24 protein-coding genes are annotated in these 26,069 nt (G+C 69.9%); 10 read left to right on the plus strand and 14 right to left on the minus strand.

Annotated elements, in window-relative coordinates:
• The first annotated feature begins 6 nt into the window (after nucleotides 1-6).
• The 6 genes from R0232_RS20645 (at nucleotide 7) to R0232_RS20670 (ending at nucleotide 7,263) form a co-directional block, all read left to right on the plus strand.
• Nucleotides 7-972: a Bug family tripartite tricarboxylate transporter substrate binding protein gene (locus tag R0232_RS20645; protein WP_431509238.1), complete on the plus strand. Its 966-nt coding sequence runs from the start codon at nucleotides 7-9 to the stop codon at nucleotides 970-972.
• 13 nt (nucleotides 973-985) lie between these two features.
• Nucleotides 986-1,885 carry an amidohydrolase family protein gene (locus R0232_RS20650; protein ID WP_431509239.1) on the plus strand — a complete coding sequence of 300 codons (900 nt, stop codon included), beginning with the start codon at nucleotides 986-988 and terminating at the stop codon, nucleotides 1,883-1,885.
• A gap of 25 nt (nucleotides 1,886-1,910) precedes the next feature.
• Nucleotides 1,911-2,909, plus strand: a complete 999-nt coding sequence (locus tag R0232_RS20655) for a Bug family tripartite tricarboxylate transporter substrate binding protein (RefSeq protein ID WP_431509240.1) — start codon at nucleotides 1,911-1,913, stop codon at nucleotides 2,907-2,909.
• Between the two features lie 20 nt (nucleotides 2,910-2,929).
• Nucleotides 2,930-3,883 (plus strand): D-2-hydroxyacid dehydrogenase, encoded by a 954-nt coding sequence (locus R0232_RS20660; RefSeq protein ID WP_431509241.1) that lies wholly within the window; start codon nucleotides 2,930-2,932, stop codon nucleotides 3,881-3,883.
• Between the two features lie 36 nt (nucleotides 3,884-3,919).
• Nucleotides 3,920-4,894, plus strand: a complete 975-nt coding sequence (locus tag R0232_RS20665; RefSeq protein WP_431509242.1) for a tripartite tricarboxylate transporter substrate binding protein — start codon at nucleotides 3,920-3,922, stop codon at nucleotides 4,892-4,894.
• A gap of 95 nt (nucleotides 4,895-4,989) precedes the next feature.
• Nucleotides 4,990-7,263, plus strand: coding sequence for a glycoside hydrolase family 3 N-terminal domain-containing protein (locus R0232_RS20670; RefSeq protein WP_431509243.1), 2,274 nt, complete (start codon nucleotides 4,990-4,992; stop codon nucleotides 7,261-7,263).
• Between the two features lie 13 nt (nucleotides 7,264-7,276).
• Here the strand turns inward: R0232_RS20670 and R0232_RS20675 are convergent, their stop codons facing one another.
• The 7 genes from R0232_RS20675 to R0232_RS20705 all read right to left on the minus strand — a co-directional run bounded on the left by R0232_RS20675 (nucleotide 7,277) and on the right by R0232_RS20705 (nucleotide 15,466).
• Entirely contained in the window at nucleotides 7,277-7,726 is a 450-nt protein-coding gene (locus R0232_RS20675) for a hypothetical protein (protein ID WP_431509244.1), read from the minus strand.
• A gap of 68 nt (nucleotides 7,727-7,794) precedes the next feature.
• Complete coding sequence (locus R0232_RS20680) at nucleotides 7,795-9,930, minus strand: YadA family autotransporter adhesin (RefSeq protein WP_431509245.1); 2,136 nt, start codon at nucleotides 9,928-9,930, stop codon at nucleotides 7,795-7,797.
• 31 nt (nucleotides 9,931-9,961) lie between these two features.
• Nucleotides 9,962-12,217: a phosphocholine-specific phospholipase C gene (locus R0232_RS20685; RefSeq protein WP_208511572.1), complete on the minus strand. Its 2,256-nt coding sequence runs from the start codon at nucleotides 12,215-12,217 to the stop codon at nucleotides 9,962-9,964.
• A gap of 52 nt (nucleotides 12,218-12,269) precedes the next feature.
• Complete coding sequence (locus R0232_RS20690; RefSeq protein ID WP_143129180.1) at nucleotides 12,270-12,467, minus strand: hypothetical protein; 198 nt, start codon at nucleotides 12,465-12,467, stop codon at nucleotides 12,270-12,272.
• Nucleotides 12,468-12,615: 148 nt separating this feature from the next.
• Complete coding sequence (gene phnE / locus R0232_RS20695) at nucleotides 12,616-13,653, minus strand: phosphonate ABC transporter, permease protein PhnE (RefSeq protein WP_431509246.1); 1,038 nt, start codon at nucleotides 13,651-13,653, stop codon at nucleotides 12,616-12,618.
• Nucleotides 13,650-14,480, minus strand: a complete 831-nt coding sequence (locus R0232_RS20700) for a phosphonate ABC transporter ATP-binding protein (RefSeq protein WP_093345025.1) — start codon at nucleotides 14,478-14,480, stop codon at nucleotides 13,650-13,652. Before R0232_RS20700 ends, phnE begins: the two co-directional genes overlap by 4 nt.
• A gap of 50 nt (nucleotides 14,481-14,530) precedes the next feature.
• On the minus strand, nucleotides 14,531-15,466 hold the full coding sequence (locus tag R0232_RS20705; RefSeq protein WP_093344422.1) for a phosphate/phosphite/phosphonate ABC transporter substrate-binding protein: 936 nt from the start codon (nucleotides 15,464-15,466) through the stop codon (nucleotides 14,531-14,533).
• Nucleotides 15,467-15,658: 192 nt separating this feature from the next.
• Between R0232_RS20705 and R0232_RS20710 the strand changes: the two genes are divergently transcribed.
• Nucleotides 15,659-16,513, plus strand: a complete 855-nt coding sequence (locus R0232_RS20710) for an HAD-IIA family hydrolase (protein ID WP_208511575.1) — start codon at nucleotides 15,659-15,661, stop codon at nucleotides 16,511-16,513.
• On the opposite strand, the gene R0232_RS20715 is transcribed toward R0232_RS20710, so the two are convergent.
• Genes R0232_RS20715 through R0232_RS20725 form a run of 3 tightly spaced genes read right to left on the minus strand, consistent with a single transcriptional unit; the run spans nucleotide 16,500 to nucleotide 19,822 of the window.
• Nucleotides 16,500-17,432 (minus strand): MurR/RpiR family transcriptional regulator, encoded by a 933-nt coding sequence (locus tag R0232_RS20715; RefSeq protein ID WP_431509247.1) that lies wholly within the window; start codon nucleotides 17,430-17,432, stop codon nucleotides 16,500-16,502. The genes R0232_RS20710 and R0232_RS20715 overlap by 14 nt on opposite strands.
• Nucleotides 17,433-17,476: 44 nt before the next feature.
• Nucleotides 17,477-18,772 (minus strand): aspartate carbamoyltransferase, encoded by a 1,296-nt coding sequence (locus tag R0232_RS20720; protein ID WP_431509248.1) that lies wholly within the window; start codon nucleotides 18,770-18,772, stop codon nucleotides 17,477-17,479.
• Nucleotides 18,773-18,823: 51 nt separating this feature from the next.
• On the minus strand, nucleotides 18,824-19,822 hold the full coding sequence (locus tag R0232_RS20725) for a LysR family transcriptional regulator (protein WP_431509249.1): 999 nt from the start codon (nucleotides 19,820-19,822) through the stop codon (nucleotides 18,824-18,826).
• 101 nt (nucleotides 19,823-19,923) lie between these two features.
• Here R0232_RS20725 and R0232_RS20730 point away from each other — a divergent pair, with 101 nt between their 5' ends.
• The 3 genes from R0232_RS20730 to R0232_RS20740 are packed head-to-tail and all read left to right on the plus strand — an operon-like array spanning nucleotide 19,924 to nucleotide 22,840.
• Nucleotides 19,924-21,153 carry a pyridoxal phosphate-dependent aminotransferase gene (locus tag R0232_RS20730; protein WP_431509250.1) on the plus strand — a complete coding sequence of 410 codons (1,230 nt, stop codon included), beginning with the start codon at nucleotides 19,924-19,926 and terminating at the stop codon, nucleotides 21,151-21,153.
• Nucleotides 21,150-22,136, plus strand: a complete 987-nt coding sequence (locus R0232_RS20735; protein ID WP_431509251.1) for a Bug family tripartite tricarboxylate transporter substrate binding protein — start codon at nucleotides 21,150-21,152, stop codon at nucleotides 22,134-22,136. Before R0232_RS20730 ends, R0232_RS20735 begins: the two co-directional genes overlap by 4 nt.
• A gap of 14 nt (nucleotides 22,137-22,150) precedes the next feature.
• On the plus strand, nucleotides 22,151-22,840 hold the full coding sequence (locus tag R0232_RS20740) for an RraA family protein (RefSeq protein ID WP_431509252.1): 690 nt from the start codon (nucleotides 22,151-22,153) through the stop codon (nucleotides 22,838-22,840).
• A 103-nt stretch (nucleotides 22,841-22,943) separates the two neighbouring features.
• On the opposite strand, the gene R0232_RS20745 is transcribed toward R0232_RS20740, so the two are convergent.
• The 4 genes from R0232_RS20745 to urtE form a co-directional block, all read right to left on the minus strand.
• Nucleotides 22,944-23,294 (minus strand): alpha/beta hydrolase, encoded by a 351-nt coding sequence (locus tag R0232_RS20745; RefSeq protein WP_093344434.1) that lies wholly within the window; start codon nucleotides 23,292-23,294, stop codon nucleotides 22,944-22,946.
• A 250-nt stretch (nucleotides 23,295-23,544) separates the two neighbouring features.
• Entirely contained in the window at nucleotides 23,545-23,889 is a 345-nt protein-coding gene (locus R0232_RS20750) for a zinc ribbon domain-containing protein (RefSeq protein WP_093344436.1), read from the minus strand.
• Nucleotides 23,890-23,910: 21 nt separating this feature from the next.
• Nucleotides 23,911-25,143: a formamidase gene (gene fmdA, locus R0232_RS20755; protein ID WP_057593110.1), complete on the minus strand. Its 1,233-nt coding sequence runs from the start codon at nucleotides 25,141-25,143 to the stop codon at nucleotides 23,911-23,913.
• 27 nt (nucleotides 25,144-25,170) lie between these two features.
• A complete protein-coding gene (gene urtE, locus R0232_RS20760; RefSeq protein ID WP_431509253.1) occupies nucleotides 25,171-25,872 on the minus strand; it encodes an urea ABC transporter ATP-binding subunit UrtE in 702 nt (233 codons plus the stop codon).
• Nucleotides 25,873-26,069 lie beyond the last annotated feature (197 nt).

A 26,069-nucleotide genomic window follows, 5' to 3' on the forward strand; every position in this document is an offset into this window, starting at 1 on the left:
CACCCGATGAAAAGAAGACTGTTCCCCGCCGTGCTGGCCATGCTCGCGGTAGCCATCGCCCTGCCCGCCTTCGCGCAGAAATTCCCGCAGAAGCCCGTGACGCTGGTCGTGCCCTTCGCGCCCGGCGGCAACCTCGACGTGGTCGCGCGCACGCTCGCGCCCGCGCTCGGCCAGATCCTGGGCCAGTCGGTGATCGTGGACAACCGCGCCGGAGCCGGTGGCGCCATCGGCGCCTCCTACGTGGCCCGCGCGCAGCCCGACGGCTACACGCTGCTGGTCAGCACGCCCAATGCGCTGGTGGTGCTGCCGCTGATGACGAAGACCACCTATGCGCTCGACAACTTCGCGCCCATCGGCCTCGCCGCCACCACGCCGCTGGTGATCGCGGTGCGCGGCCAGGGTCCGTACAAGGACATCGAGACACTGCTCACGGCCGCGCGCGGCAAGCCGGGCCAGGTCACGGCCGGCCATGCGGGCCCGGGCACCACCAACCACATCGCGCTGCTTCAGCTCGAGCAAGCCGGCAAGCTGAGCCTCAACACCGTTCCCTACAAGGGCTCGGCCCCGGCCCTCACCGACCTGCTGGGCGGCCAGATCGACCTGGTGGTGGACCAGCTCACGAGCTCGGCCGCCCACATCCAGTCGGGCATGCTGCGCGCGGTGGCCGTGATGTCGAAGGAACGCGACCCCGCGCTGCCGAACGTGCCGACCCTGCGCGAGGCCGGCCTCAAGGACTTCGACGCCACCACCGCCACCGGCCTGCTCGCGCCGGCCGGCACGCCACCCGACGTGGTGCTGGCGCTCAATGCCGCGCTGCGCAAGGCGCTGGCCGACGAGAACGTGAAGCGGCGTTTGATCTCCGTCGGCAGCCCCGGCCAGGCCTCCTCGCCCGAGGAATGGCTCGCCACGCTCAAGAAGGAAGACGCGGGCGCCCGGCTGCTCGCGAAGAGCGGCAAGCTCAAGGTCGACTGAGGAGGCACGCCGCATGACCCGCCCCTGCCTGCCTCCCCACGAGGCCTTCGCACCCGTGGCCTTCGCGCTGCCGCCCGGCGCCTGCGACAGCCATGCCCACGTCTTCGGTCCCTACGCACGCTTTCCGCTCGCCGAGGACCGCAGCTACACGCCCGCCGAATACCCGGGCGCGGCCTTCATCGCGCACCTCGACCGGCTCGGCCTCGCGCGCGGCGTGCTGGTGACCGGCAGCGCGAGCGGCACCGACAACGGCGCGGTGCTCGCGGCGTTATCGCAGTACCCCGAGCGCCTGCGCGGCATCGCCGTGCCGCGCGCCGACACCGGCGATGCCGAGTTCGACCGCTGGCATGCGGCGGGCATCCGCGGCGTGCGCTTCAACCTGTTCCAGCGCGACGGCCATGCGGTCTATCGCAACGGCGTGGGCATCGAGGTGCTGGAGGCACTCGCGCCGCGCCTCGCGGAGCGCGGCTGGCATGCGCAGATCTGGATCCACGCGCCCGACCTGGTCGAGCTCGCGCCGCGCCTGCTGCGCCTGGGCCTGCCGCTGGTGATCGACCACATGGGCCGCATGGCGGCCGCGCGCGGCATCGAGGACCCGGGCTTTCGCACGCTGTGCCGGCTGCTCGCCGACGGCAAGGCCTGGACCAAGATTTCGGGCGCCGACCGCAACACCGGCCTGGGGCCGCCCTACGCCGACATCGATCCCTTCGCCGAAGCGCTGCTGCGGGCCAATGCCGAGCGCGTGGTGTGGGGCAGCGACTGGCCGCACATCAACTACTTCGAGGCGCAGCAGGTGCCCGACGACGGCGCGCTGCTGAACCTGCTGGCGCGCTGGCTGCCCGACGCGGCGCAGCGCCGGCGCGTGCTGGTCGACAACCCGGCCGCGCTGTACGACTTTCCCCCGCCCGTGTAGAGCCCCCACCCAGAGAATCACAAGAATGAAACGAGACAAGCCTTCCCTCCTGCCGCGACCGCTCCTGGGCCTGGCCGCGGCCCTGCTGCTGGCCGCCGGCCTCGGCGCCGTGGCGCGCGCGCAGGCGCAGGCCGCCTATCCCGCCAAGCCCGTGCGCGTGGTGGTCGCCTTCACCGCGGGCGGCACCACCGACATCCTCGCGCGCGCCGTCACGCAGCAGCTGTCCGAGAAGCTGGGCCAGCCCTTCGTGATCGACAACAAGCCCGGCGGCGGCGGCAACATCGGCACCGAGTTCGTGGTGCGCGCGCCGGCCGACGGCTACACGCTGATCGTCAACTCGGTGGGCCCGATGGCCGTCAACCAGACGCTCTACAAGAACCTGCCCTACGACCCGCTGCGCGACCTGGTGCCCGTGGTGCAGATCGCCGACGTGCCCAACGTGCTGGTGGTGAATCCCGAGGTGCCCGCGAAGACGCTCGAGGAGTTCATCGCCTATGCCAAGGCCAACCCGAACAAGCTCAACTACGGCTCGACCGGCATCGGCACCTCCTCGCACCTGTCGAGCTACATGCTCGGCAAGCGCATCGGCGCCGACACGCTGCACGTGCCCTACAAGGGCGCCAATGCGCTCACCGACCTGCTCGCGGGCCGCATCCAGTTCATGTTCGCGACCATTCCCTCGGTGATCCCGCACATCCGCGCGGGCAAGCTGCGCGCCATCGCGGTCAGCAGCCTCAAGCGCTCGCGCTCGCTGCCCGACGTGCCGACCGTGGCCGAGAAGGGCTTCGGCGATTTCTCGGCCGGCTCCTGGTTCGGCTTCTTCGCGCCCAAGGGCACGCCCGCGCCGGTGATCGCGCTGCTCAACAAATCGGTCAACGACGCGCTGCCCTCGCTCGAAGCGCAGATGATCCGCGAGGGCGCCGACCCGGTGGGCGGCACGCCCGAGCAGTTCGGCAGGTTCACGCGGCAGGAGTACGAGAAATGGAAGAGCATCGTTCGCGAGTCGGGCGCGACGGCCGAATGAGCGGGCCGCTGCGCATTCTGATGACCGAGGCCGCCGCGCTCCAGGCCGGCACCGGCCTGGCCGAGGCGCTGGCCGGCCGCGCGCACGTGGTGGTGGCCGAAGGCGCCGATGCCGACGTGGCCTTCGTCTCGCGCGACGTCACGGGCCTGTCGACCAAGCACGAGCTGCTGCCGCAGACCCGGCGCTTTCACGATGCGCTGCGCCATGCGCCCTCGCTGCGCTGGGTGCATGCCCATTCCTCGGGCGCCGACCGGCCCGTGTACGGCGAGCTGCGCGCGCGCGGCGTCGAGGTCACGACTTCCTCGGGCGCCAATGCGGGCGTGGTGGTGCAGACCGCGCTGGCCGGCGTGCTGATGCTCGCGCGGCGCTTTCCGCAACTGCTCGCGGCGCAGCGCGACAAGACCTGGGCGCCGCTCGTGGGCAGCGGGCTGCCGCGCGACCTCGCGGGCCAGACCGCGGTGATCGTGGGCTGGGGGCCGATCGGGCAGGGCCTGGGCGCGCTGCTGTCGGCGCTGGGGCTGCGCGTGGTCTCGGTGCGCAGCAGCGCCGATGCGGCGCTGGCGCCCGCCGTCGAGAGCGTGCGCTTCGAGGACATCGGCCAGGTGCTGCCGCGCGCCGACTGGCTGCTGCTCGCCTGCCCGCTGACCGAACGCACGCGCGGGCTGGTCGATGCCGCCGCGCTCGCGCTGCTGCCACCGGGCGCGCGGCTCGTGAATGTCGCGCGCGGCGAGGTGGTCGACGAACCTGCGCTGATCGAGGCGCTGCGCGGCGGCGCGCTCGCGGGCGCCTATCTCGACGTGTTCGCGCACGAGCCGCTGCCGGCCGACTCGCCGCTGTGGTCGCTGCCGAACGTCATCGTCACGCCCCACACGGCCGGCCATTCGGACGGCAACGAGGCGCGCGTGGCCGCCCTCTTCCTCGACAACCTGCGGCGCTGGAACGCCGGCCTGCCGCTGCGCAACCGCGTGACCTGACCACCCTCTTCACAACAACACCAAGACCCCACGACCATGAAAAGACAAGCCTTCCTCCGCACCACCCTCGCGACCCTCCTGCTGGCCGCGGGCACCCTGCCCGCGCTCGCCGCCGACTGGCCGAGCAAGCCCATCACCCTCGTCGTGCCCTTCGTGGCCGGCGGCACCACCGACATCGTCGCGCGCACCGTGGGCCAGAAGCTCTCGGAATCGCTCAAGCAGCCGGTGATCGTCGACAACCGCGGCGGCGCGGGCGGCACCGTGGGCGCGACCCTCGCGGCCAAGGCGCCGGCCGACGGCTACACGCTGTTCCTCGCGACCATCGCGCATTCGATCGCGCCGGGCCTCTACAAGAAGCTGGCCTACGACTTCCAGCGCGACTTCGACCCGGTGGCGCTGGTGGCCTCCACGCCCAACGTGCTGATCGTCAACGACAAGGTGCCCGCGAAGACCGTGGCCGAACTCGTGGCCTACATCAAGGCCAATCCCGGCAAGGTCAACTTCGGCTCGGCCGGCAACGGCAGCACCGAGCACATCTCGGGCGAGCTGTTCCGCTCGATGACCAGGACCGAGATCGTGCACGTGCCCTACAAGGGCGGCGCGCCGATGATGGCCGACCTGATGGGCGGCCAGATCCAGATGGCGATCGAGACCAGCCCCTCGGCCTCGCCGCACGTCAAGGCCGGCAAGGTGCATGCGCTGGCCGTCACCACGAAGGTGCGTTCGCCCGCCTACCCCGGCGTGCCCACGCTCGACGAGGCCGGCCTCAAGGGCTACGACATGACGACCTGGTTCGCGCTGATGGCGCCGCACGGCACGCCGCCCGAGATCGTGCAGCGGCTCAACACCGAGCTCGCGCGCGCGCTGCAGCAACCCGACGTGGTCAAGCGCTTCGAGGAACAGGGCGTGACGGCCGGCAACATGAAGCCCGCCGAGCTCGCGGCCTTCATCGGCAGCGAAACCACCAAGTGGGTCAAGGTCGCGAACGAATCGGGCGCGACGGCCGAATAGCCCACGGCTCGTGTGAACGGGTCGGACATCGCCCTACGGGCAGGGCGGAAACCCGCTTGCGGGCCCCGCGGGCGATGTCTGCAGAATGGGCGCCCATGCACGTCGGAAAAAAAGCCCCGTTCCTCTTTCTCGCCCTCGGTCTCCTCGCCAGCCTCCTCGCCTCCGCCCAGTCTCCCGTCTCGCCCGCCCCGGCCACCACCGATCCGCGCATCGAAGCGCTGATCGCGCGCATGACGGTCGACGAGAAGGTCGGCCAGCTGAGCCTCTACGGCCCGGCCGATACCAACATTCCCGGCAACCCGCAGGCCAACCGGCGCAATGCGCAGCTCGAGGCCGACGAGGTGCGCGCGGGCCGCGTGACCGGGCTCTTCAACAACGAGGGCCTGACGCGCAAGCGCGAGCTGCAGCGCATCGCGGTCCAGGAATCGCGCCTGGGCATTCCGCTGATCTTCGGTGCCGACGTGATCCATGGCTTTCGCACCATCTTCCCGATGCCGCTGGCCGAGGCCGCGAGCTGGGAACCCGCGTTGGCCGAGCGCACCGCGCGCGCGGCGGCGGTCGAGGCCAGCGCCGACGGCTTCCGCTGGACCTTCGCGCCCATGGTCGACATCGCGCGCGATGCGCGCTGGGGCCGCGGCATCGAGGGCGTGGGCGAGGACCCGCTGCTCGCGAGCCGCTTCGCCGCCGCGCGCGTGCGCGGCTTCCAGGGCGACGACCTGTCGCGCGCCGATGCGCTGCTCGCCACGCCCAAGCATTTCGCGGGCTACGGCGCGGCCGAGGGCGGGCTCGACTACAACACCGTCGACATCTCCGAGCGCACGCTGCGCGAGGTCTACCTGCCGCCGTTCCGCGCTGCGCTCGACGCGGGCGCGCTGTCGTTGATGAGCGGCTTCCACGAGATCTCGGGCATTCCCTCGACCGCCAACCCGGCCCTGCTGACCGGCGTGCTGCGCGGCGAGTGGGGCTTCCGGGGCTTCGTGGTGTCGGACTACACGGCCGACGAGGAACTGATCGCGCACGGCTACGCGGCCAACGGCCGCGAGGCCGCGAAGCAGGCCTTCCTCGCGGGCACCGACATGAGCATGCAGAGCGGCCTCTACATGCGCGAGCTGCCGGGCCTGGTCGCCGCGGGCGAGGTGCCGATGGCGCGGCTCGACGACGCGGTGCGCCGCGTGCTGTACGCGAAGCTCAGGCTCGGCCTGTTCGACCAGCCGATGCGCGGCCTCGACGGCCCGCCGGCCACGCAGCGCGCCGAGGACCCGGCCTTCATCGCGCTGGCGCGCGAGAGCGCGCGCCGCTCGATCGTGATGCTGAAGAACGAAGGCGCGCTGCTGCCGCTCGCGAAGACCGGCACCCGGATCGCGCTGATCGGCCCCTTCGCCTCGGGCACGCAGGACCTGCTGGGCGCCTGGAGCCTGTTCCCGGGCCAGAGCGCGCCGGTGGGCATCGACCAGGGCCTGCGCGCCGCGCTCGGCGACGCGGCCTCGCTCACGGTCACGCGCGGCTCGAACGTCGAGTCGCTCGTGCCCGGCGGCATCGAGGCCGCGGTGGCCGCGGCGCGCCAGGCCGACGTGGTGGTGCTGGCCATCGGCGAGGGCGAGCGCATGTCGGGCGAGTCGCGCTCGCGCGCCGACATCGGCCTGCCGCTGGTGCAGCAGGCGCTGGCCGAGGCGGTCGCGGCCACCGGCAAGCCGATCGTCGTGCTCTTGAGCAACGGCCGCGCGATGGCGCTGCCGCCGGTGGTGCGCGATGCGCGCGCGATCCTCGTGACCTGGTTCCTCGGCGTGCAGACCGGCCACGCGATCGCCGACGTGCTGTTCGGCGACTTCAATCCCTCGGGCCGGCTGCCGGTGAGCTTTCCGCAGGCGGCGGGACAGGTGCCCTACTACTACGCCCACAAGCGCACCGGCCGCCCGCTGCCGAGCGACGCGCCCGGCACCGCCTTCAAGACGCGCTACATCGAGACCCCCAACGAGGCCCTTTATCCCTTCGGCTTCGGCCTGGGCTTCGCGCCGGTGCGCTACGACGGCGTCGCGCTCGACAGCGAGCAGTTGCCGATGACCGACGGCACGCTGCGCGTGCGCGCCACCGTCACCAACACCGGCCAGCGCGAGGCCGAGGAAGTGGTGCAGCTCTACATCGCGCAGCGCACCGCGAGCGTGACGCGGCCGGTGCGCGAGCTCAAGGACTTCCGCAAGCTGCGCATCGCGCCCGGCGCCTCGGTGCAGGTCGAGTTCGCGCTGCGCGCGGCCGACCTCGCCTTCATCGGCCGCGACCTGCGGCCCACGGTGGAGCCCGGCGACTTCGACCTGTGGGTGTCGCCCTCGGCCGTGGGCGGGCTGCACGCGCGCTTCGCGTTGGTTCGCTGAAGTGCGCTGAAGCTCAGCCGCGCGGCGGCAGGAACGACAGGTCCACGTGGTAGCGCTTCGGGTTCGCGGGATCGACGTAGACCGCGATCCGGCGACCGCTCAGGTGCCGCGTGGGGTCGAACCAGATGTTGGCGCTGCGGAACTGCCGCAGTTCGCGCCCGAAGCCGGCGCGGGCCTCGACGATGGCGCGGTAGGGATGCCGGCCGTTGACCTGGAACGTGGTGTTGAGCTCGACCTCGCGCAACTCGGCATCGATGCGCTGGCCGTGCTGCAGCAGCCAGGCCGCGCGCTTCGCGTTGCGCTCGCCGACGAACAGGATGCCGCCGCCCACGCCCGTGAACATCAGGCCCAGCAGCGTGAGCAGCGACTTGGCCTCGTTGGGCACCACGATCGCGATGACCAGCAGGCCCAGGCCGACGGCGATGAAGATCCACTTGAGCAGCGTCAGCGACGGGTTGTGCATGAGGGATGCGGCGGGTTGCGAAGGGCCGCTGCGTTATAGCAGAGCCCCTGCGCCCGCCGGCATCGTCCTCAGTCGAACACGCCCGTGAGCGCCACGCGCGTCACCACGCCCGAGCTGCTCGCGCCCACGCCGAGCGTGACGCTGTAGCGGCCGTCCTGCGAGGTGTGGCGCAGCGAGCCGCCGATCGCGCTCTCGCTGCGGTAGTTGCCCAGGCCCACGGCATAGCTGATCTTGCCGGGCACCATCGGCGCGGCCTCCATCGCGGCCACGCTGGCGATGCCGGCGTAGGCACGGCGGGCCGTGTCGTCGATCTGGCTCTGCAGGCGGGCGGCCGTGAGGTCGGTGTAGGCCTTGCCGACCGGCAGGCCCTGCGCGGCCACGGTGTCGGTGTAGGCATTGGCCTGGCTCACGCCCTCCTTCACCATGCCCTGCACCTGGCCGACGTTGGTGGCGTCGGTGGGCGCGCTGCCCGGGGCCACGCCGGTGATCTGGCGGTTGCCCAGCGCCACCTCGCCCATCGACGACTGCACGCCGGCCATGCCGATCGCGGTGTAGTTGTTGAGCGCGCCGCGCGTGGTCGCGCTGCCGGCGCCGAGCGCCACGCTGTTCGCGTGGTTCACCACGGCGCCGTTGCCGATCGCCACGCCCGAGTCCTCGAAGGCCTGCGCATTGGTGCCGATGGCCAGCGAGTTGTCGGCACTGGCGCGCGCGCCGGCGCCGATCGAGGCGGTCTGGTTCGCGCTCACGTAGGCGCCCGAACCCGAGCCGATCGCGATGTTGTCGTTGCCGCGCACGTGCTGGCCCGCGCTGTTGCCCTGCGCGAGGTTCGAGTTGCCGCTGACCGCCTGGCCCGCCATCGTGCCCGAGGACACGTTGTTGCTGCCCTGCACGCCACCGCCCGCGGCCTGGCCGGTGGCGATGTTGTTGTTGCCCGAGACGCCCGCGCCGGCCTGCATGCCCGAGGCCTGGTTGCCCACGCCCGTGACGCCCGCGCCCGAGCCCTGGCCCATCGACAGGTTGTTGCTGCCGTTGACGTTGTTGCCCGCGCCCGTGCCGTAGGCCTGGTTGCCGTTGCCCTTGACGTTGCTGCCGGCACCGGTGCCGTAGGCCTCGTTGTCGTTGCCGGTCACGTTCTGGCCGGCGTTCTGGCCCGTGGCGTCGTTGCGGCTGCCGGTCACGTTCGAGCCGGCCGCATAGCCGGTCGAGTTGTTGTAGTCGCCGGTCACGTTCTGGCCCGAGCTGCGGCCCATGGTCTGGTTCCAGCCGCCGTTGACGTTGGTGCCCGCGTAGTAGCCGATCGCCTGGTTGGCGTTCTTGCCCGACACGTTGCTGCCCGCGCCCTCGCCGATCGCCAGGTTCCAGTTGGTGCCGACGTTGTTGCCCGCGCCCTCGCCGAGCGACACGTTGTTGCTGCCCGTCACGTTGCTGCCGGCATTGGTGCCGATGCCCGTGTTGTCGCTGCCCGTGACCTTGTTGCCGGCGCCGTTGCCCATGGCGTTGTTGTTGCTGCCGGTCACGGTCATGCCGGCATTGGTGCCGGTGGCGTTGTTGTCGCTGCCGGTCACGCCGCTGCCGGCGTGGAAGCCGGTGGCGTTGTTGTGGTCGCCGGTGACGTTGTCGCCCGCGCTGCGGCCGATCGACTGGTTCCAGCCGCCCTTGACGTTCTGGCCCGACTCGAAGCCGATGCCGACGTTGGCATTGCCGCCCGACACGTTGGTGCCCGCGTTGTTGCCGATCGCGAGGTTCCAGTTGGTGCTGACGTTGTTGCCGGCGCCCAGGCCGATCGAGATGTCGCTGGTGCCGGTGACGTTGTTGCCGGCGCCCTGCCCGATGGCCTGGTTGGTCGGGCCGGTCACGTTGTTGCCGGCGTTCTGGCCGATGGCCTGGTTGCCGCTGCCGTTGACCGTGTTGCCCGCGCCCTCGCCGATCGCCTGGTTGTTGCTGCCGGTGACGCCGGCGCCGGCGTTCTGGCCCACGGCCAGGTTGTCGTCGCCCGTCACCTTGGTGCCGGCCTTGGTGCCGACGGCCGTGTTGTTGCTGCCGCCGACCGTGGTGCCGGCATCGGTGCCGACGCCGAGGTTGGCCTTGGCCGGGTCCCAGACCACCGGCACCGTCTGGGCCAGGGCCGGGCCGCAGATCGCGGCCAGGGCCAGCGACGCGCCGAGCAGGCTCGCGCCGCGCGGCATGCGCTTGTTCTTCTTCATGGTGTTTCTCCTCGTTGGGGTGGAAGCGCGCTCAGGCCTGCAGATGCATCGCCATCGCGGGGTCGCTCACGGTGGGCTTGCCGGTCTCGACACGGCCCGCGAAGCGGCGCACGGCGTTGCCGGCGGTCACGGTGAAGTCGTACCAGTGGCCGCTGTCCTTGAGCTCCCAGTGCAACGTGCCCATGTCGCCCTTCGGCGCCTTGAGGGTCCAGGGGCCGTCGGTGCGGTAGGCGTTCGACTGCACGGTCACCTCGCCGTCGATGCTGCCGTTGTTGTGCACCTTCACGTAGACGTCGCCGGCGGCCGGGTCGTAGCAGACCTGGACCTCGGGCCTGAAGGCGGCCGCGTTGAAGGCCATCGCGTCGCCGCTGAAGCTGCGCACGAAGCCGTTGGTGCTGTAGACCCAGAGGTCGTACTTGCCGCCGTCGGTGGCACCGGTGTCCCAGTAGTCCTGCAGCTGCTTGCCGGCTTCCACCGTGTAGCGGCGCGGGATGCGGTCCAGGTGCAGCTTGTCGTAGACGTGGAACACCGCGCCCTGGTCGCCGGTGTTGCTGAAGATCAGCGAGACCAGGCCGCGCGCCTCGACGCGCGCGCTGGTGTGCAGCTCGTAGGGCAGCGCGCGCGAGAAGCGCGTGCCGGTCTCCTGGAACAGCGGCGTGGCGGGCACGGGCGCCTTGGTGATGACGCCGGTGTTGCCCAGCGCCTTCTGCGCCGTGTTGATGGCGGGATAGCCGCTGGTGTCGGGCAGCTTGGGCACCACCGGGTCGTTCGGGCTGACGAAGTCGAAGCAGCTCGTGAGGTCGCCGCAGACCGCGCGGTGCCACGGGCTGATGGCGTCGATCGTGATGTCGAAGCGCTTCTCGAGGAAACGGCCCATCGAGGTGTGGTCGAACACCTGCGAGTTGACCCAGCCGCCCTTGCTCCACGGCGACACCACGTACATCGGCACGCGCGAGCTCAGGCCCCAGGGGCGGATCTTGCCGCTGACGGTGTCGGCGGCATTGAGGTAGCTGCCCACCGAGGCGTCGAAGTACTCGCCGTCCAGCGGCACGGTGGACTTGCCCATCAGGTTGCCGTTGGCGTCGTACGAGGGCACGGCGGGCATCGCCAGGTGGTCGAAGAAGCCGTCGTTCTCGTCGAAGGTCACGAACAGCGCGGTCTTGCTCCAGACCGCGGGGTTCGAGGTCAGCGCGCTCAGCACGTCGGAGATGAAGTCGGCCGCGCCGGCCACGCCTTCGCTGCTGCCCGGGTGTTCGGCCAGTGCCTGCGTGGGCAGCACCCACGAGACCTGCGGCAGGGTGTCGTTCATCACGTCCTGCTTGAGCTGGGCCAGGAAGTTGGTGGCGCCGTCGGCCGCGGCGGGACCGCCGGTCAGCCCGTGCTGGTAGACCGGCGAGCCGGGCTGCGCGGTGCGGAAGCTCTGGAACGCCAGGCAGCCGTTCATGGCGCCGGTCCAGTTGTTGTTCATGTTCTGGTAGATGTGCCAGCTGATGCCGTTCTTCTGCAGCACGTCGGGCAGCGTGTCCCACTTGAACGCGTTGTTGACGTACTTGTAGTTGTAGGCACCCGTGGTCGCGTTCTTCTGGCCCGTGCCGTCGGCTTCCTGCGGGTTGCCCGCGATCCAGTTCGACGGGCTCGGCCAGCAGCGCGAGTTGACCGGTTCCGAATCGGTGTCGGTGCTGTTGATGCCCTTCTTGCGCAGCTCGGGATTGAAGTTGGAACCCGACCAGAACACGATGCGGTTGGGATCGGTGCCGGTGAGGATCGAGCAGTGGTAGCCGTCGCAGATCGTGAAGGCATCGGCCAGCGCGAACTGGAACGGGATGTCCTCGCGCAGGTAGTAGCCCATCGTCACCTGGTTCTTGAACTGGATCCAGCGGTCCATCTTCCCCTGCGCCCAGGCGCCCTGCATGTCGGGGAAGCTGTGCGGCGCGCCCGAACCGATCAGCGCGTTGGCGATCGTGGAGTCGCGGCGGAAGGGCTGGATCTCGGGCGCGCCCGCGGTGGTGTTGGGCTGGAAGAACACCGACTTGCCGTTGGCCAGCGGGATCGGGAAGCGATCGCCGAAGCCGCGCACGCCCTTCAGGGTGCCGAAGTAGTGGTCGAAGCTGCGGTTCTCCTGCATCAGGATCACGATGTGCTTGATGTCCTTGATGGAGCCGGTATCGACCGCGGCCTCGACCGCCAGGGCCTTGCGGATCACGGGCGGGAGCATGGTGAGGGCCGAGGCCGCGCCGATGGCGCCGGCCGACTTGCGGAAGAAATCGCGACGGGAGGTGGTGTTCATGGGGGGTTCTTTCAACGCAGGGGCGAAGGGAGGTCTGGAGGAAGGCGCGGACTCAGGGCGCGCACTTGAGCGCGGGCTGGGGCGGCGGGTTGTTGCCGTTGCCGTTGTTGCCGTCGCCGGCCGGCGGGGTCTGTCCCGGCGGCAGGATCGGCAGGCCACCGCCCCCACCACCGCCGCCGCAGGCGGCGAGGCTCAGGCACAGGAGAAGGCCTGCAGCAGCGAGGCCGTACCGGGAAGATGCTGTTTTCATGAGGGTTCCTTTTCGAATCGAGGGACGTGGGAGACAAAGGCGCGGCCGAAGCCGCTGCGCGCAGCGGACGAGCCGCGCGAGAATTCGGACAGAAATCGGGGAATGGGGGCGGGCGCCGCGAACGCGGTGCCCGCGGGGGACTCAGGGCTCAGCCATAGCGGCTGCGCAGCCGGGCGGCGATGCGGTCGAGCACCAGCACCGTCAGGAAGATCGCGATCAGGATCGTGCCGACGTGCGCATAGTTGTACATGTCGTAGCGGCCCTTGAGCTCCTGGCCGATGCCGCCCGCGCCGACCAGGCCGACCACGGTGGCCATGCGCACGTTGCGGTCGAGCACGTAGAGCGTGTAGGCGATGAACTGCGGCATCACCTGCGGCAGCACCGCGAAGCGCATCACCTTGAGCTTGTTGGCGCCGATGGCGCGCAGCGCCTCCTGCGGCTTGTCGTCGGCGGTCTCGATGTCCTCGGCGTAGAACTTGCCGAGGAAGCCGGCCGAGTGCAGCGCGAGGGCCAGCACGCCGGCGATCGGGCCGAAGCCGTAGGCCAGCACCAGGAACAGCGCGCTCACCAGTTCGGGCACCGCGCGGAACAGGCCGACCACGCTGCGCGCGAGGCCGTAGGCCAGGCGGTTGGGCGCATAGTTCCTCGCGCTGCACCAGGCCAGCGGCGCGCTCAGCACGATCGCGATCAGCGTGGCCCAGACCGCGATCTCGAAGGTCTCGAGCATCTTCACCGCCACGTGCCACAGGTAGCCCAGCGGCTCGATCAGCACCTCGCGGCGCTCGACGCGGTCCTCCATCTGCAGGGTCTCGGGGTTGAGCTTGGGCTCGTGCGTCTCGAGGGTCTCGACGCGCGAGAACCAGGGCAGCCGGTTGCGGTCGAAGCCCTCGATGCGCGCGACCTCGGTCTGCTCGGAGATCTGCGGCGGGAACAGCGAGCGCGCGATCGAGCCCAGCCCCGAGAGCACCTGCGAGTTGTCGCGCAGGCCCACTGCGGCGAGCACGCCCTCGCCGGTCAGCGAGAGCATGCGGCCCATCTCCACGCGCTGGCCCGCGAAGAAGCCCACCACGAGCACCAGCAGCAGCACGACCAGCGTGCGGGTGCCGAAGGGCCGCGGCAGGTCCCAGGCCGAGGCCGGGCGCGACACGCGCGCGTCGGAAGAAGAAGGAGAAGAGATCGTGTTCATTGCGCGAGCTCCAGGGCGCCGGCATGCAGCGGCAGCGCGGCCTCGGGCTCGCCGGCCATCGATGGCCGGGCCGCGGGCACGGACTCGGGCGCGGTGTCGCCGCGGCCGTAGATCGCATCGAAGACCTGCGGCTGGAACATCCGCGGCGCGCCGTCGAACACGACCACGCCGCGACGCAAGGCCACGATGCGGTCGGCGAACTCGCAGGCCAGTTCGATCTGGTGCAGGCTGCACAGCACCGTGGTGCCGCGCTCGCGCGCCTGCCGGCGCAGCAGCGACAGCACGTCGTGGCTGGTCTGCGGATCGAGGCTGGCCACCGGCTCGTCGGCCAGCACCAGCGGCGGGTCGAGCATGAAGGCGCGCGCGATGCCCACGCGCTGCTGCTGGCCACCCGAGAGCTCGCTCACGCGGCGCAGCAGGTGCTCCTCGCCCAGGCCCACCGACTCGACCAGTTCGCAGGCCTTGCGCCGCTGCGCATCGGTGAACAGGCCGAGCAGCGCGCGCCAGGTGCCCAGGGCCGGCAAGGCGCCGGCGAGCACGTTCTCGGCCACGCTCGAGCGCAGCACCAGGTTGAACTGCTGGTGGATCATGCCGATGCGCGGACGCACGCGTGCCAGCGAGCCCGGCGCGATGCGCACGCCCTCGACCCGCACCGTGCCCTGCGTGGGCACGACCAGGCCGTTGGCGGTGCGCAGCAGGGTCGACTTGCCCGCGCCCGAGGCGCCCAGCACCACGCAGAACTGGCCCGCGGGCACCTCGAGCGAGACGCCGCCGAGCGCGCGCGTGCCGTCGGGGTGGCGCATGGCGACCGATTCGAACTGCAGCATGGGCGTGCTTCCGGCGGCGGACTCTGCGGCGTGCGTGCGATCGCCGGCGATCAACGCTCGGCCGCCTTGGCAAGGATGCGGCCCTTGAGGTCGTCGGTCAGCAGGCCCAGCTTCTCGGCCGCGACGTTGAACTCCTCCTCGGAGAACTTGGTGTCGTAGCCGTCGATCTTGCCGCCGCCGTAGCCGCGGATCATGTCGGGCGTGATGCCGGGGGCCTTGTTCACGGTCTGGAAGGCGTCCTTGAGCTTGGTCTTCAGCGCCTCGGGCAGCTTGGAGTTCAGCGCCAGCGGCGGATAGGGAATGGCCATGCTCTTGGCGATCACCTTGATGGTCTTCGGATCGGCCGCGCCCTGCTTGACCGCCTTCTCGTACGAGTCGAACGAGAGCGAGGCCACGTCGACCTGGTCCTGCACCAGCGCGGCCAGGCTGCTGGCGTGGCTGCCGGTCATGCGGATCGCCGACAGGTCCTTGGCCGGGTCCATGCCGGCGTCGAGCAGCATCGCGATCTGGAAGGTGAAGCTCGAGGCCGAGTTCACGTCGCCGAAGGCCACGCGCTTGCCCTTCAGGTCCTTGATCGAGGCGATCGGCGCATTGGCCTTGGCGAACATGCCGGCGTAGTAGACCGAGGCGCCCTTCTCCACGCCCACGGCCAGCAGCTGCGCGCAGCCGCGCTTGTGGGCCTGCACGTACGACACCGGGCCGAAGAAGGCGATGTCGGCGAGCTGGTTGCACATGCCCTCGACCACGGCGCCGTAGGACTGGCCGACCTTGAGGTCGAAGTTCAGGCCGGTGCTGCGCGTGATGGCGTTGAACACCGGCGCGTAGTCGGCCTTGGTGCCCGACTCGGTGCCGCCGTCGGCGGGAATCAGCAGCACGCGCAGCGGATGTTCGCGCGAGCCGTCGGCCACGGACTGGGCGTGGGACGGGAGGGCCAGCAGCGCGCTGAACGAGACGGCGGCGGCGGCGATGGCCAGGAGTTTCTTCATGATCGGTTCCTTCGGTTCGGGGGCGTTTCTCGGGCGAGTGCCTCGCTCGGTTGCGTTGAACTTTAGAAGTCGAAGATGACAAGCAAATGAAATAAGCTCATTTGAAAATTAGCAAACGACTGAGCAATGTTCAATACAATCCCGCCGCACGGCCAGCACCCCCGCTCCCCCGATGGCCCGAACCGGAGATCCATGAAGAACATCGCAACCAAGACCCGGGCGCCGGGAGGCCCCGCGGCAGCGGACCTGGCACCGCTCGCGCAGGCGCGTCACCTGCTGCTCGACCTCGACGGCACGCTGGTGCGCCAGAACGAGGCCATCGACGGCGCGGCCGAACTCCTCGAGCGTTTCGAGGGCCGCTTCGCGATCGTGTCGAACAACTCGACCCACACCGCCCAGGGCCTCGCGCTGCGGCTGCGCCGGCTCGGCCTGCGCGCGCCGCCCGAGCGCATCGTGCTGGCCGGCGAGCTCGCCGTGAGCCTGCTCGCGCGCCAGCACCCCACGGCGCGGCTGATGGTGGTGGGCACGCCGGCCTTGCAGCGCCATGCGCGCGCGCTCGGCTTCCGGCTGGTCGCGTCCGAGGCCGAGTTCGTGCTGCTCGCGCTCGACATGCGCTTCAGCCATGCGCGGCTGGGCGCGGTGGCCAACGAGCTGCTGCGCGGCGCGCGGCTGGTGGTCACGAACGCCGACGCCACCCATCCGGGCCCGCACGGCCGCGTGGTGCCCGAGACCGGCTCGCTGCTCGCGGCCGTGCTCACGGCCAGCGGCGTGCAGCCCTGGCGCATCGTCGGCAAGCCCGAGCCGCTGCTGTTCGAGGAAGGCCTGCGCTGCCTGGGCGCGGAGCCCGCGAGCACGGTGGTGATCGGCGACAACCCGGCCACCGACGCCGCGGGCGCCGCGCGGCTGGGCATGGCCTGCCTGCTGGTGGGTGCCGCGCCCGAGGCGGTGGCGCCTTCGGTCGCCGGCCTGCTGCTGCCGCGCGCCACGGCCGAGGTGACCGCCCTGCCCGCGCGGCCGCCCGAGCGCAGCCGCCTCAGTACCGCTTGAGCGACAGCACGTCGAAGGTCTGGCGCAGCGTGCGCACCGAGGTGTCGTAGTCCGACAGCGCCAGGCAGGCGATCAGCACGTCGATGATCGCGAGCTGCGCGAGGCGGCTGGTCATGGCCTCGGTGCGGAAGTTGGTCTCGCGCGCCATGGTGAACAGCAGCACGTCCGAGAAGGCCTGGATCGGCGACTTGCCGAAGTTGGTGATGCACACGGTCGAGGCGCCGGCCTCCTTGGCCAGCCGCGTCGCGGTCACGGTCTCGTGCGTGCTGCCCGAGTGCGAGATGGTCAGCACCGCCACCCGCGAGTCGGTGAGCGAGGCGCTGATCGCCTGCACGTGCGAATCGACCACCACCTTCGCGTTGAGGCCGATGCGCAGCATGCGGTAGTGCGCGTCCTCGGCGATGGTGGCCGAGCTGCCGATGCCGTAGATCTCGATGCGCTCGGCGTCGCGCAGCAGCTTCACCGCGCGTTCCATCGAACCGGCATCGAGCGTGGCCTGCGTGTCGTGCAGGGTCTGCACGTTGCTCTGGAAGATCTTGCGGATCACCGCATCGGCCGCGTCCTGCGGATCGAGGTCCTCGTGGATGAACTGCACCGGCCGCACGATCTCCTGCGCCAGCGCGATCTTGATCTGCTGGAAGCCGGTGGCGCCGAGGTTCTTGCACAGGCCGACGATGCTGCCCTCGCTCGAGCCGGTGCGCTCGGCCACCTCGCTGACCGACATGTGGACCACCTCGCGCGGGTTCTTCACGATGAAGTCGGCGATGCGCTGGCCCACCGGGCCGAGCGAGGACCAGAGGGTCTCGATGCGCGCGAGCACCGCGAACACCGGGGCGCCGCCGGAGGCATCGGTGGCCGGGGCCTTGCCGTTCGCGGCGGGGGGAACGCTGGTGGACTTGGCGGTGGTGTTGCGCTTCATGGGCGGCGAGCTTACCCGCGCTCGATGGCGGTTTCGCGCCAGCCTCAGTCGAGGCCGTGGAAGCTGCTGTCGTCGGGGCCGATGTGCGAGGGCGGCGTCCAGGCCGCGTCGCGCATCGAGCGGCTCACGAGCCGGTCCACGCCCAGCAGCGTGGCGAAGATCGCCATGCGCACCGGGATGCCGTTGTCGGTCTGGCGGAAGATCGCCAGCCGCGGGTCGTTGTCGAGGTCGGTGCTCAGGTCGTGCGAGCCCGGGCGGCCGTCGCGCGGCAGCGGGTGCATCAGCACCACGTCCTTCCTGCACGCCGCATCGACCAGCGCGCGGTCGATCGCGAAGGCCTGGTCGAAGCCCTCCAGCACCTCGTCGTGCGCGAAGCGCTCCTTCTGGATGCGCGTCGCGTAGACCACGTCGGCGTCGGCCAGCGCCTGCGCCGGCGCGGTGGCGGTCTCGACCACATGGCCGTTGCGGCTCACCAGCTCCACGATCTCCGCCGGCATGGCGAGCTGCGGCGGCGCGACCAGCGTGAACTTCAGGCCGCGGTACAGCGCGAGCAGCTTGATCAGCGAATGCACCGTGCGGCCGTACTTGAGGTCGCCGACCATCGCGACATGCGCGCCATCGACCAGCTTGCCCAGGCGCGAGAACTCGCGCTGGATGGTGTAGAGGTCGAGCAGCGCCTGGCTCGGATGCTCGCCCGGCCCGTCGCCGCCGTTGATGACCGGCACGTTGGTGGCACGCGCGAATTCGGCGACCGAGCCCTGTTCGGGATGGCGCACCACGATCGCGTCGGCATAGCCGCTGATCACGCGGCTGGTGTCGCGGATCGATTCGCCCTTGGCCATCGAGGAGAAGGTGAATCCCGTCGTGTCGCAGACCGAGCCGCCGAGCCGGCAGAAGGCCGCGCCGAAGCTCACGCGCGTGCGCGTGCTGGCCTCGAAGAACAGGTTGGCCAGCACCGCGCCCTCGAGCACGCGGCTGACCTTGCGGCGGCGCGCGATCGGCTGCATCACGTCGGCGAGCCGGAACAGCTCGTCGATGGCCTCGCGGTCGAACTGGGCCACCGACAGCAGGTGCTGCGCGCCGTCGACGCCGAGCGACCGGCGCAGCGCGCCGTCCTGTGCGCTCTGCGTATATTCACCGGGACGCCCGCTGGAGGACAGGATCTCGCTGACGAAGCGCCGCGCCACCTCGGGCATGGCCCGGAATTCGTTCGACTCGTCGGGCAGCAGCCAGGCGTCGAGCGCCCTCCGACGGCTGCCGATGCGCTCGGCGAAGGCATCGCGCGTCATGTTGAGCTGACGCATCGCGTCGCGGAGTAGCACTTGCTGCGGCATGTTCATGGCCCGCGAGTTTATACGCAATGCGTATATTTCGGAAATCCCGCCCGGATCCTAGCGCCGTGCCGACTTCACGGGCTTCTTCGCACCCGGGCGCAGCGCGCGCTGGCGCGTGCCCGCGCCGCGCGCGGGCCCCGCCGGCGCCACGTCGTGCTGGCTCGCGCGCAGCTTGAAGTCGCAGGTCTGCACGGCCAGCTCGACGATGCGCGCCAGCGCCGGGCTCGCGTTGTCGCGCCGGTGCACGGCGCTGTAGACCAGTGGCGGCGGCATCGGGTCGCTGCGCACGATGCGCAGCAGGCCGCTGCGGATGTCGGGCCGCACGTAGTCGAGCGCCTGCTGGCTGATGCCGAAGCCGCTGATCGTCAGCTCGCGCAGCACCGTCGTGCTGTTGGTCAGCATGACCTTGCCGAAACGGAAGCCGTGCTCGGCGCGCCAGGCCTCGTAGAAGCGGTTCTTCGAGGCGCCCGCGGGCTGCTCGATCACCGGGTAGTCGGCGAACTCGTGCGGCTTCAGCGCGCGCTGCGGAATGCGCAGCCGCGGGCTCGCGATCCAGGCCTGGTCGACCTGCCCCACCTTGACCGATTCGAAGGCCTGGCCCCAGAAGGTGCCCGGCATGATCGTCAGGTCGAGCTTGTTGGCCTCGAGCCGCTCGAACAGCGTGAGGCCGGCATCCACCACCGGCTCGATCGTCACCTGCGGATGCAGCTTCTGCAGCAGCTGGATCAGCCGCGTGAGCCAGGTCATCGCGATCAGCTCCGTCACGCCCACGCGGAAGCTGCCGCGCAGCGTCTTGTCGAGGCTGATGTCGTGCTCGATGCGCTGCCACAGCCGCAGCGCCTCTTCCGCCAGCGGCAGCAGCTCGCGGCCGGCCTGCGCCAGCTCCAGGCCGTGCGAGGTACGGTGCAGCAAGGGACCGCCGAGCGACTCCTCGAGCTCGGCCAGCCGCTTGGAGATGGCCGACTGCGTGGTGTGCAGCTTCACCGCCGCGGCGCTGAAGCTCTGGAGCCTGGCGCTGAACAAGAAGGCCTCGAGCTGCTTGAAGGTGAAGTTCATGCGGCGGAATGTACGCCCACCACCGGCCAGGAAAAAAAGGAATACCGAGCCACGCCGATTACTCGTTTGTCCCGCGGCGAAGGCACTTCGATACTGGCCGCATGCTTCACATCGCACCACGACTGAACCGGATCCAGCCCTCTCCGAGTTCCATGGCCGGCCAGAGGGCGCGCGAGTTGCGCGCGCAGGGCCGGGACATCCTCGCTCTCACCGCCGGCGAGCCCGACTTCGAGACGCCCGAACACATCAAGCAGGCCGCCATCCGCGCGATGGCCGAGGGCCAGACGCGCTACACCGACGTCGGCGGCACGCCGGCACTCAAGGAGGCCATCGCGGCCAAGTTCCTGCGCGAGAACCGGCTGCGCTACGCGCCGGGCGAGATCATCGTCGGCACCGGCGCCAAGCAGGTGATCTTCAATGCGCTGATGTGCACGGTGGCGGCCGGCGACGAGGTCATCGTGCCGGCGCCCTACTGGGTCTCGTACCCCGACATCGCGCGGCTGGCCGGCGGCGTGCCGGTGTTCGTCGACGGCCCGGCCGCGGCGGGCTTCAAGCTGCAGCCCGCCGACCTCGAGCGCGCCATCACCGGCCGCACGCGCTGGCTGATGCTCAACTCGCCGAACAACCCGAGCGGGGCCACCTACACGCGCGCCGAACTGCTGGCGCTGGCCGAGGTGCTGCGGCGCCATCCGCAGGTCTGGGTGCTGACCGACGACATCTACGAGCACCTGGTCTACGGCGACGCACCCTTCGCCACCCTCGCCGAGGTGGCGCCCGACCTGCAGGAGCGCACGCTGACGGTGAACGGCGTCTCCAAGGCCTATGCGATGACGGGCTGGCGCATCGGCTACGGCGCCGGGCCCGCGGCGCTGATCAAGGCGATGGTCAAGCTGCAGTCGCAGAGCACCTCGGGCCCGAACTCGATCGCGCAGGCGGCCGCCATCGCGGCGCTCACCGGGCCGCAGGACAGCATCGCCACCAACCGCCAGGCCTACCGCGCGCGGCGCGACACGGTGGTCGAGGCGCTCAATGCCATCGACGGCATCCGTTGCGAAGTGCCCGACGGCGCCTTCTACGTCTTCGCCTCGTGCAGCGCGCTGTTCGGGCTGCGCACGCCCCAGGGCACGACGATCGCCGACAGCGACGACTGGGTGATGCACCTGCTCGACGCGCAGGACCTTGCGTCACTGCAGGGCAGCGCCTATGGCGTGCCCACGCACTTCCGCCTCTCGTTCGCCGCCGGCACCGGGCAGTTGCTCGAAGGCTGCCGGCGCATCGCGCGCGCCCGCGCCGAACTCTCGGGCCAACCGCTTCACCAGGAACCGCAATGAAACTCCGCTCCCTCCTCACGCTGCTGCCGGTCGTGGCCGCGGGCACGGCCTGGCTCGGCGCCGCCACCGCGAGCGCGGCCGACGGCTTTCCATCGAAGCCCGTGAAAATCCTCGTCGGCTTCTCGCCCGGCGGCTCGAACGACGTGGTGGCGCGGCTGATCGCGCCCAAGCTGGCCGAGGGGCTGGGCCAGCAGGTGCTGATCGACAACCGTCCCGGCGCCGGCGGCAACATCGCGGCCTCGGCCATGCTCGCCGCGCCGGCCGATGGCCACACGCTGCTGATGTGCACCACGGGCACGCTGTCGATCCAGCCGCATGTGCTGAAAAGCATGCCCTTCGATCCCGAGAAGGACATCGTGCCGGTCACGCAGGTCGTCAATGCGCCCTACATGCTGCTGGTCAACGCGAGCCTGCCGGTGAAGAACGTGAAGGAGCTGGTCGCCTACGCCAAGCAGAAGCCCGGCGAGATCAACTTCGCGTCCTCGGGCACGGCCACCGGCGGCCATCTCGCGGGCGAGATGCTCAAGAGCCGCGCGGGCATCGACATCGTGCACGTGGCCTACAAGGGCACGGGCCAGGCCATGACCGACCTGATCGCGGGCCAGGTCTCGATGATCTTCGACCAGCCCGTGAGCTCGATGCAGTACGCGCGCGCCGGCAAGCTGCGCGCGCTCGCCGTGGCCAGTCCGCGCCGGCTCGCGGCCTTTCCCGAGATTCCGACCGTGGCCGAGGCCGGCGTCGCCGAGGTCGAGCCCGTGACCTGGGCCGGCATCTGCGCGGCGAAGAACACGCCGCCGGCCGTGGTCGAGCGCCTGCAGCGCGAGATCGCGAAGGTGCTCGCGCAGCCCGAGATCGCCAAGCGCCTCACGGCCGACGGCCTCGAGCCCGTGGGCAGCACGCCCGAGCAGTTCCGCGCCTTCCTCGCGGCCGACAAGCGCAAGTGGGGCCGCGTGGTGAAGGACGCCGACGTCAAGGCCGAATGAGAGAACACCAGACCATGAACCCGCATCCCGACATCGTTCGCGACTTCGCGCGCGTATCCCCCGAGCTGCTGCGCCGCGCCGCGGCCTTCCAGCCGGCCATCCTCGCCGACGTCGCGGGCCGCCGCGGCGCCCTGCACGGCCGCATCGAGGCCCTGCGACACCGCATGAAGCTGGTGGGCAGCGCGCTCACGGTGGAAGTGCGGCCCGGCGACAACCTGATGATCCATGCCGCGATCGCGCTCGCGCAGCCGGGCGACGTGCTGGTGATCGACGGCAAGGGCGACCGCAGCGCGGCGCTGATGGGCACGATCATGATGAATGCCTGCCGCCAGGTCGGCATCGCCGGCGTGGTGATCGACGGCGCGGTGCGCGACAGCGTGGAGATCGACGAGATGGACTTCCCGGTGTTCTCGGTCGGCACCAATCCCAACGGCCCGACCAAGCTGGCCTCGGGGCGCATCGGGCATCCGGTGTCGGTCGGCGGCGTGGCGGTGCGTGCCGGCGATCTGGTGATCGGCGATGCCGACGGCGTGGTGGTGGTCGAGCGGGAGAAAGTCGAAACCCTGCTTCGCGCGGCGCAGAAGAAGGTCGAGGACGAAGCCGCGCGCATCGAAGCCATCAGGCAAGGCCACACGGCGGCCAGTTGGCTCGACGCGGCACTGCGCAACGCGGGCGTGCTCGAGGAAGGCGAGACGCTGGCGTGAGCGGCGCGCTGTCGCGCCAGACACGAAGAAAGGGCCCGCAGGCCCTTTCCTCATTCGCTTCTTTCATGCGGCCGGTGCTCTCGCACCGGCGTGCCACCGTGGCTCAGAGGCCAGCTTGACGCGTGAACGACACGCTGGGCTTCTTGTAGGCTTGCGGCACTTCGTCGCGGTAGAAGGCGCGGCGGTCGAGGCTTTGCAGCGGATCGTGGGCCTTGGCAACGGCTTCGGCACGGATGGTCGCGCGGTCGGCGGTCGAGCTGAAAGGTTGCGCACCGGCGGTGGCACCTTCGCTGTAGGCGTCGCCGGCCTTGGCGGCTGCCACGGCTTGCGATGCGACTTCGGAACGCGAGACCGTGGAGTGCACGGTGTGGACGCCGTCATAGGTTTCGGCTTGTGCGCCGGTGGCGGCAAGCAGGGCAACGGCAACGGCGGCGAGGATCTTCGAGGCGGTCATTTGGTATCTCCTTCAGGTTGAACGGTGGTTTGTCCGTGAGGAGAAGTTTGATCCTGTTCGACCCTTTTGAATCACCGCAAAAAGAATCACGGCGTTCGCCGTTTCGAAACAATCCAGAAAGTTTTGGGCAAGTTTCACGCATGCGAGCGGGCCACCGAATCTACCCTCTTCAGAGGGAGATCGGTCGAAAGCACTACTTTCCCGCATCCTTTGCATGCGTATGGCGCATGCATTAAATCTTGCCGAATCCTCAATGCGAGATCATCCACGGCCGCCGCGACGGTGCCGATTTGGCACCGTTCGACGCGGTCACCGTGGCACCGCGGCGCGCGCTCGTCGAGCAGCATCCGCAGCCCGATGGATGGCGCAATCGCGCGTAGTCGCGCGAGCTCGCGGGCTCGTGCCGCGCGCGTTCGTTGGTGGCCATCGCGAGGCGCGTGTCGGCCGCCATGAGCGCGAGGCGCGGCGCGGCCGCGAGCACGCGCGGCGAGGCGCCGCCGCAGTCGGGGCAGGCAGCGGGCTCGTCGCGCAGTGCCGAGGGGCGCAGCGCCTCGAAGCCGCCGCAGCGTCCGCAGTCGTAGTCGTAGGTGGGCATGCGGCTTCCTTCCTCAATGCCTCAGCGCAGGTCGGGCGACAGCGGCATGTCGATGCTGCCGTCGATCATCTTCACGGGCCCCGTGGCGTTGGGATTGATGTCGAAGTCGAAGATGCCCGTGGGCAGCCACAGGGTGGCGCAGGAGTTGGGCACGTCGACCACGCCGCTGATGTGGCCCTGCACCGGCGCCGTGCCGAGGATCGAGTAGGCCTGCGCGCCCGAGTAGCCGAACTTCTTCAGGTACTCGATGGCGTTGAGGCAGGCCTGGCGGTAGGCGACGTTGACGTCGAGGTAGTGCTGCTTGCCGCTCTCGTCGACCGAGATGCCCTCGAAGATCAGGTAGTCGTTGTACTGCGGCGTGATGGGGCTGGGCTTGAAGATCGGGTTCTTGATGCCGTACTTGGCCATGCCGCCCTTGATCAGCGAGACCTTCATGTGCACCCAGCCGGCCATCTCGATGGCGCCGCAGAAGGTGATCTCGCCGTCGCCCTGGCTGAAGTGCAGGTCGCCCACGCTGAGGCCCGCGCCGTCGACGTAGACGGGGAAGAACACCTTCGAGCCGCGCGACAGATCCTTGATGTCGCAGTTGCCGCCATGCTCGCGCGGCGGCACGGTGCGCGCGCCCTCGGCCGCGGCCTTGGCACGCGCCTCGCCGGTCATCTTGCCCATGTGGGCGGTGCCCGCGAACGGCGGGTTGGCCAGGCCCGGCACGCGATCGGGGTCGGTGGCGATCAGCGCCTTCTCGCGCTCGTTCCACATGTCGAGCATGGGCTTGTCGGGCAGGCAGCCGATCAGGCCCGGATGGATCAGGCCCGCGAAGTTCACGCCGGGGATGTGGCGCGAGCTGGTGAACATGCCCTTGAAGTCCCAGATCGATTTCTGCGCTTCGGGAAAATGGTCGGTGAGAAAACCGCCGCCGTTCTTCTTCGAGAAAAATCCGTTGAAGCCCCAGAGGCTGTCCTGCTTGGCGCCGATGTCGAGCAGGTCGACCACCAGCAGGTCGCCGGGCTCCGCGCCCTTCACGCCCACGGGGCCCGAGAGGTAGTGCACGGTGCTCAGGTCGATGTCGCGCACGTCGTCGGCGCTGTCGTTGTTCTTGATGAAGCCGCCGGTCCAGTCGAAGGTCTCGAGGATGAAGTCGTCGCCGGGATTGACCCAGCAGGCCATCGGAATGTCCGGGTGCCAGCGGTTGTGGATCATCTCGTTCTCGGTGGGCGACTTGGTCAGATCGACCTTGATCAGCGTGTCCGTCATTGCAGTGGCTCCTGGTTGGGGTTGTGGTTAAACAGAGAGATAGGCCTTGATGCGCTCGACATCGGTCTTGTCGCGCGCGGTCTCGTGTACGAGGCGCCCGCCTTCGATCACGAACAGGCGGTCGGCCACGTCCATCGCGAAGCTCAGCACCTGCTCCGACACGACGATGGTCAGGCCGCGCAGCTTGCGGATCTCGTTGAGCGCCTTGGCGATGTCCTTGATGATCGAAGGCTGGATTCCTTCGGTGGGCTCGTCGAGCAGCAGCACCTTGGGATCGGTGACGAGGGCGCGCGCGATGGCCAGCTGTTGCTGCTGCCCGCCCGAGAGGTTGCCGCCCTTGCGCCGGCGCATGTCCCACAGCACGGGGAAGAGCGCGTAGATCTCCTCGGGAATGCGGCGGGTCTTGGAGTTCTCTAGGCCGGTCTCGATGTTCTCCTCGACGGTCAGGGTCGGGAAGATCATGCGGCCCTGGGGCACGTACGCGATGCCCTTGGCAACGCGCTTGAAACTCTCGTCGCGCGAAACATCCTGTCCCGCCACCTCGATGCGGCCGCTCTTGAGGGGGAGCACGCCCATGAGGCTCTTGAACAGCGTGGTCTTGCCCATGCCGTTTCTGCCCATGATGGCGACGGTCTCGTTGGCCATGCCCTCGAACGAGATGCCGTGCAGGGCTTCGCTCTGGCCGTAGGCTACGTGGAGGTTTTCTACCTTGAGGTTGATGTTGCTCATTTGCTTGGCCTCTGTTGGGGTGCGCTCTTTGCCTGGGGTGCTGCTGTTCGGGGCGCGTGCACAGGACAGCGGGTACTTCCCTCCGCGAATGTCCCCCGCCCTTCGGGCTCCTCCTTTATTTCGCTGCGGGAAGCACCCACTGCCCTGTGCACGGGGACGCAGCGGTGGTGCCGGCCGCACAACAACCGTTGCGTCCA

Origin of the sequence: Variovorax sp. DAIF25, assembly GCF_050711835.1 — a bacterium.
In the GTDB taxonomy this organism is placed as follows: domain Bacteria; phylum Pseudomonadota; class Gammaproteobacteria; order Burkholderiales; family Burkholderiaceae_C; genus Variovorax.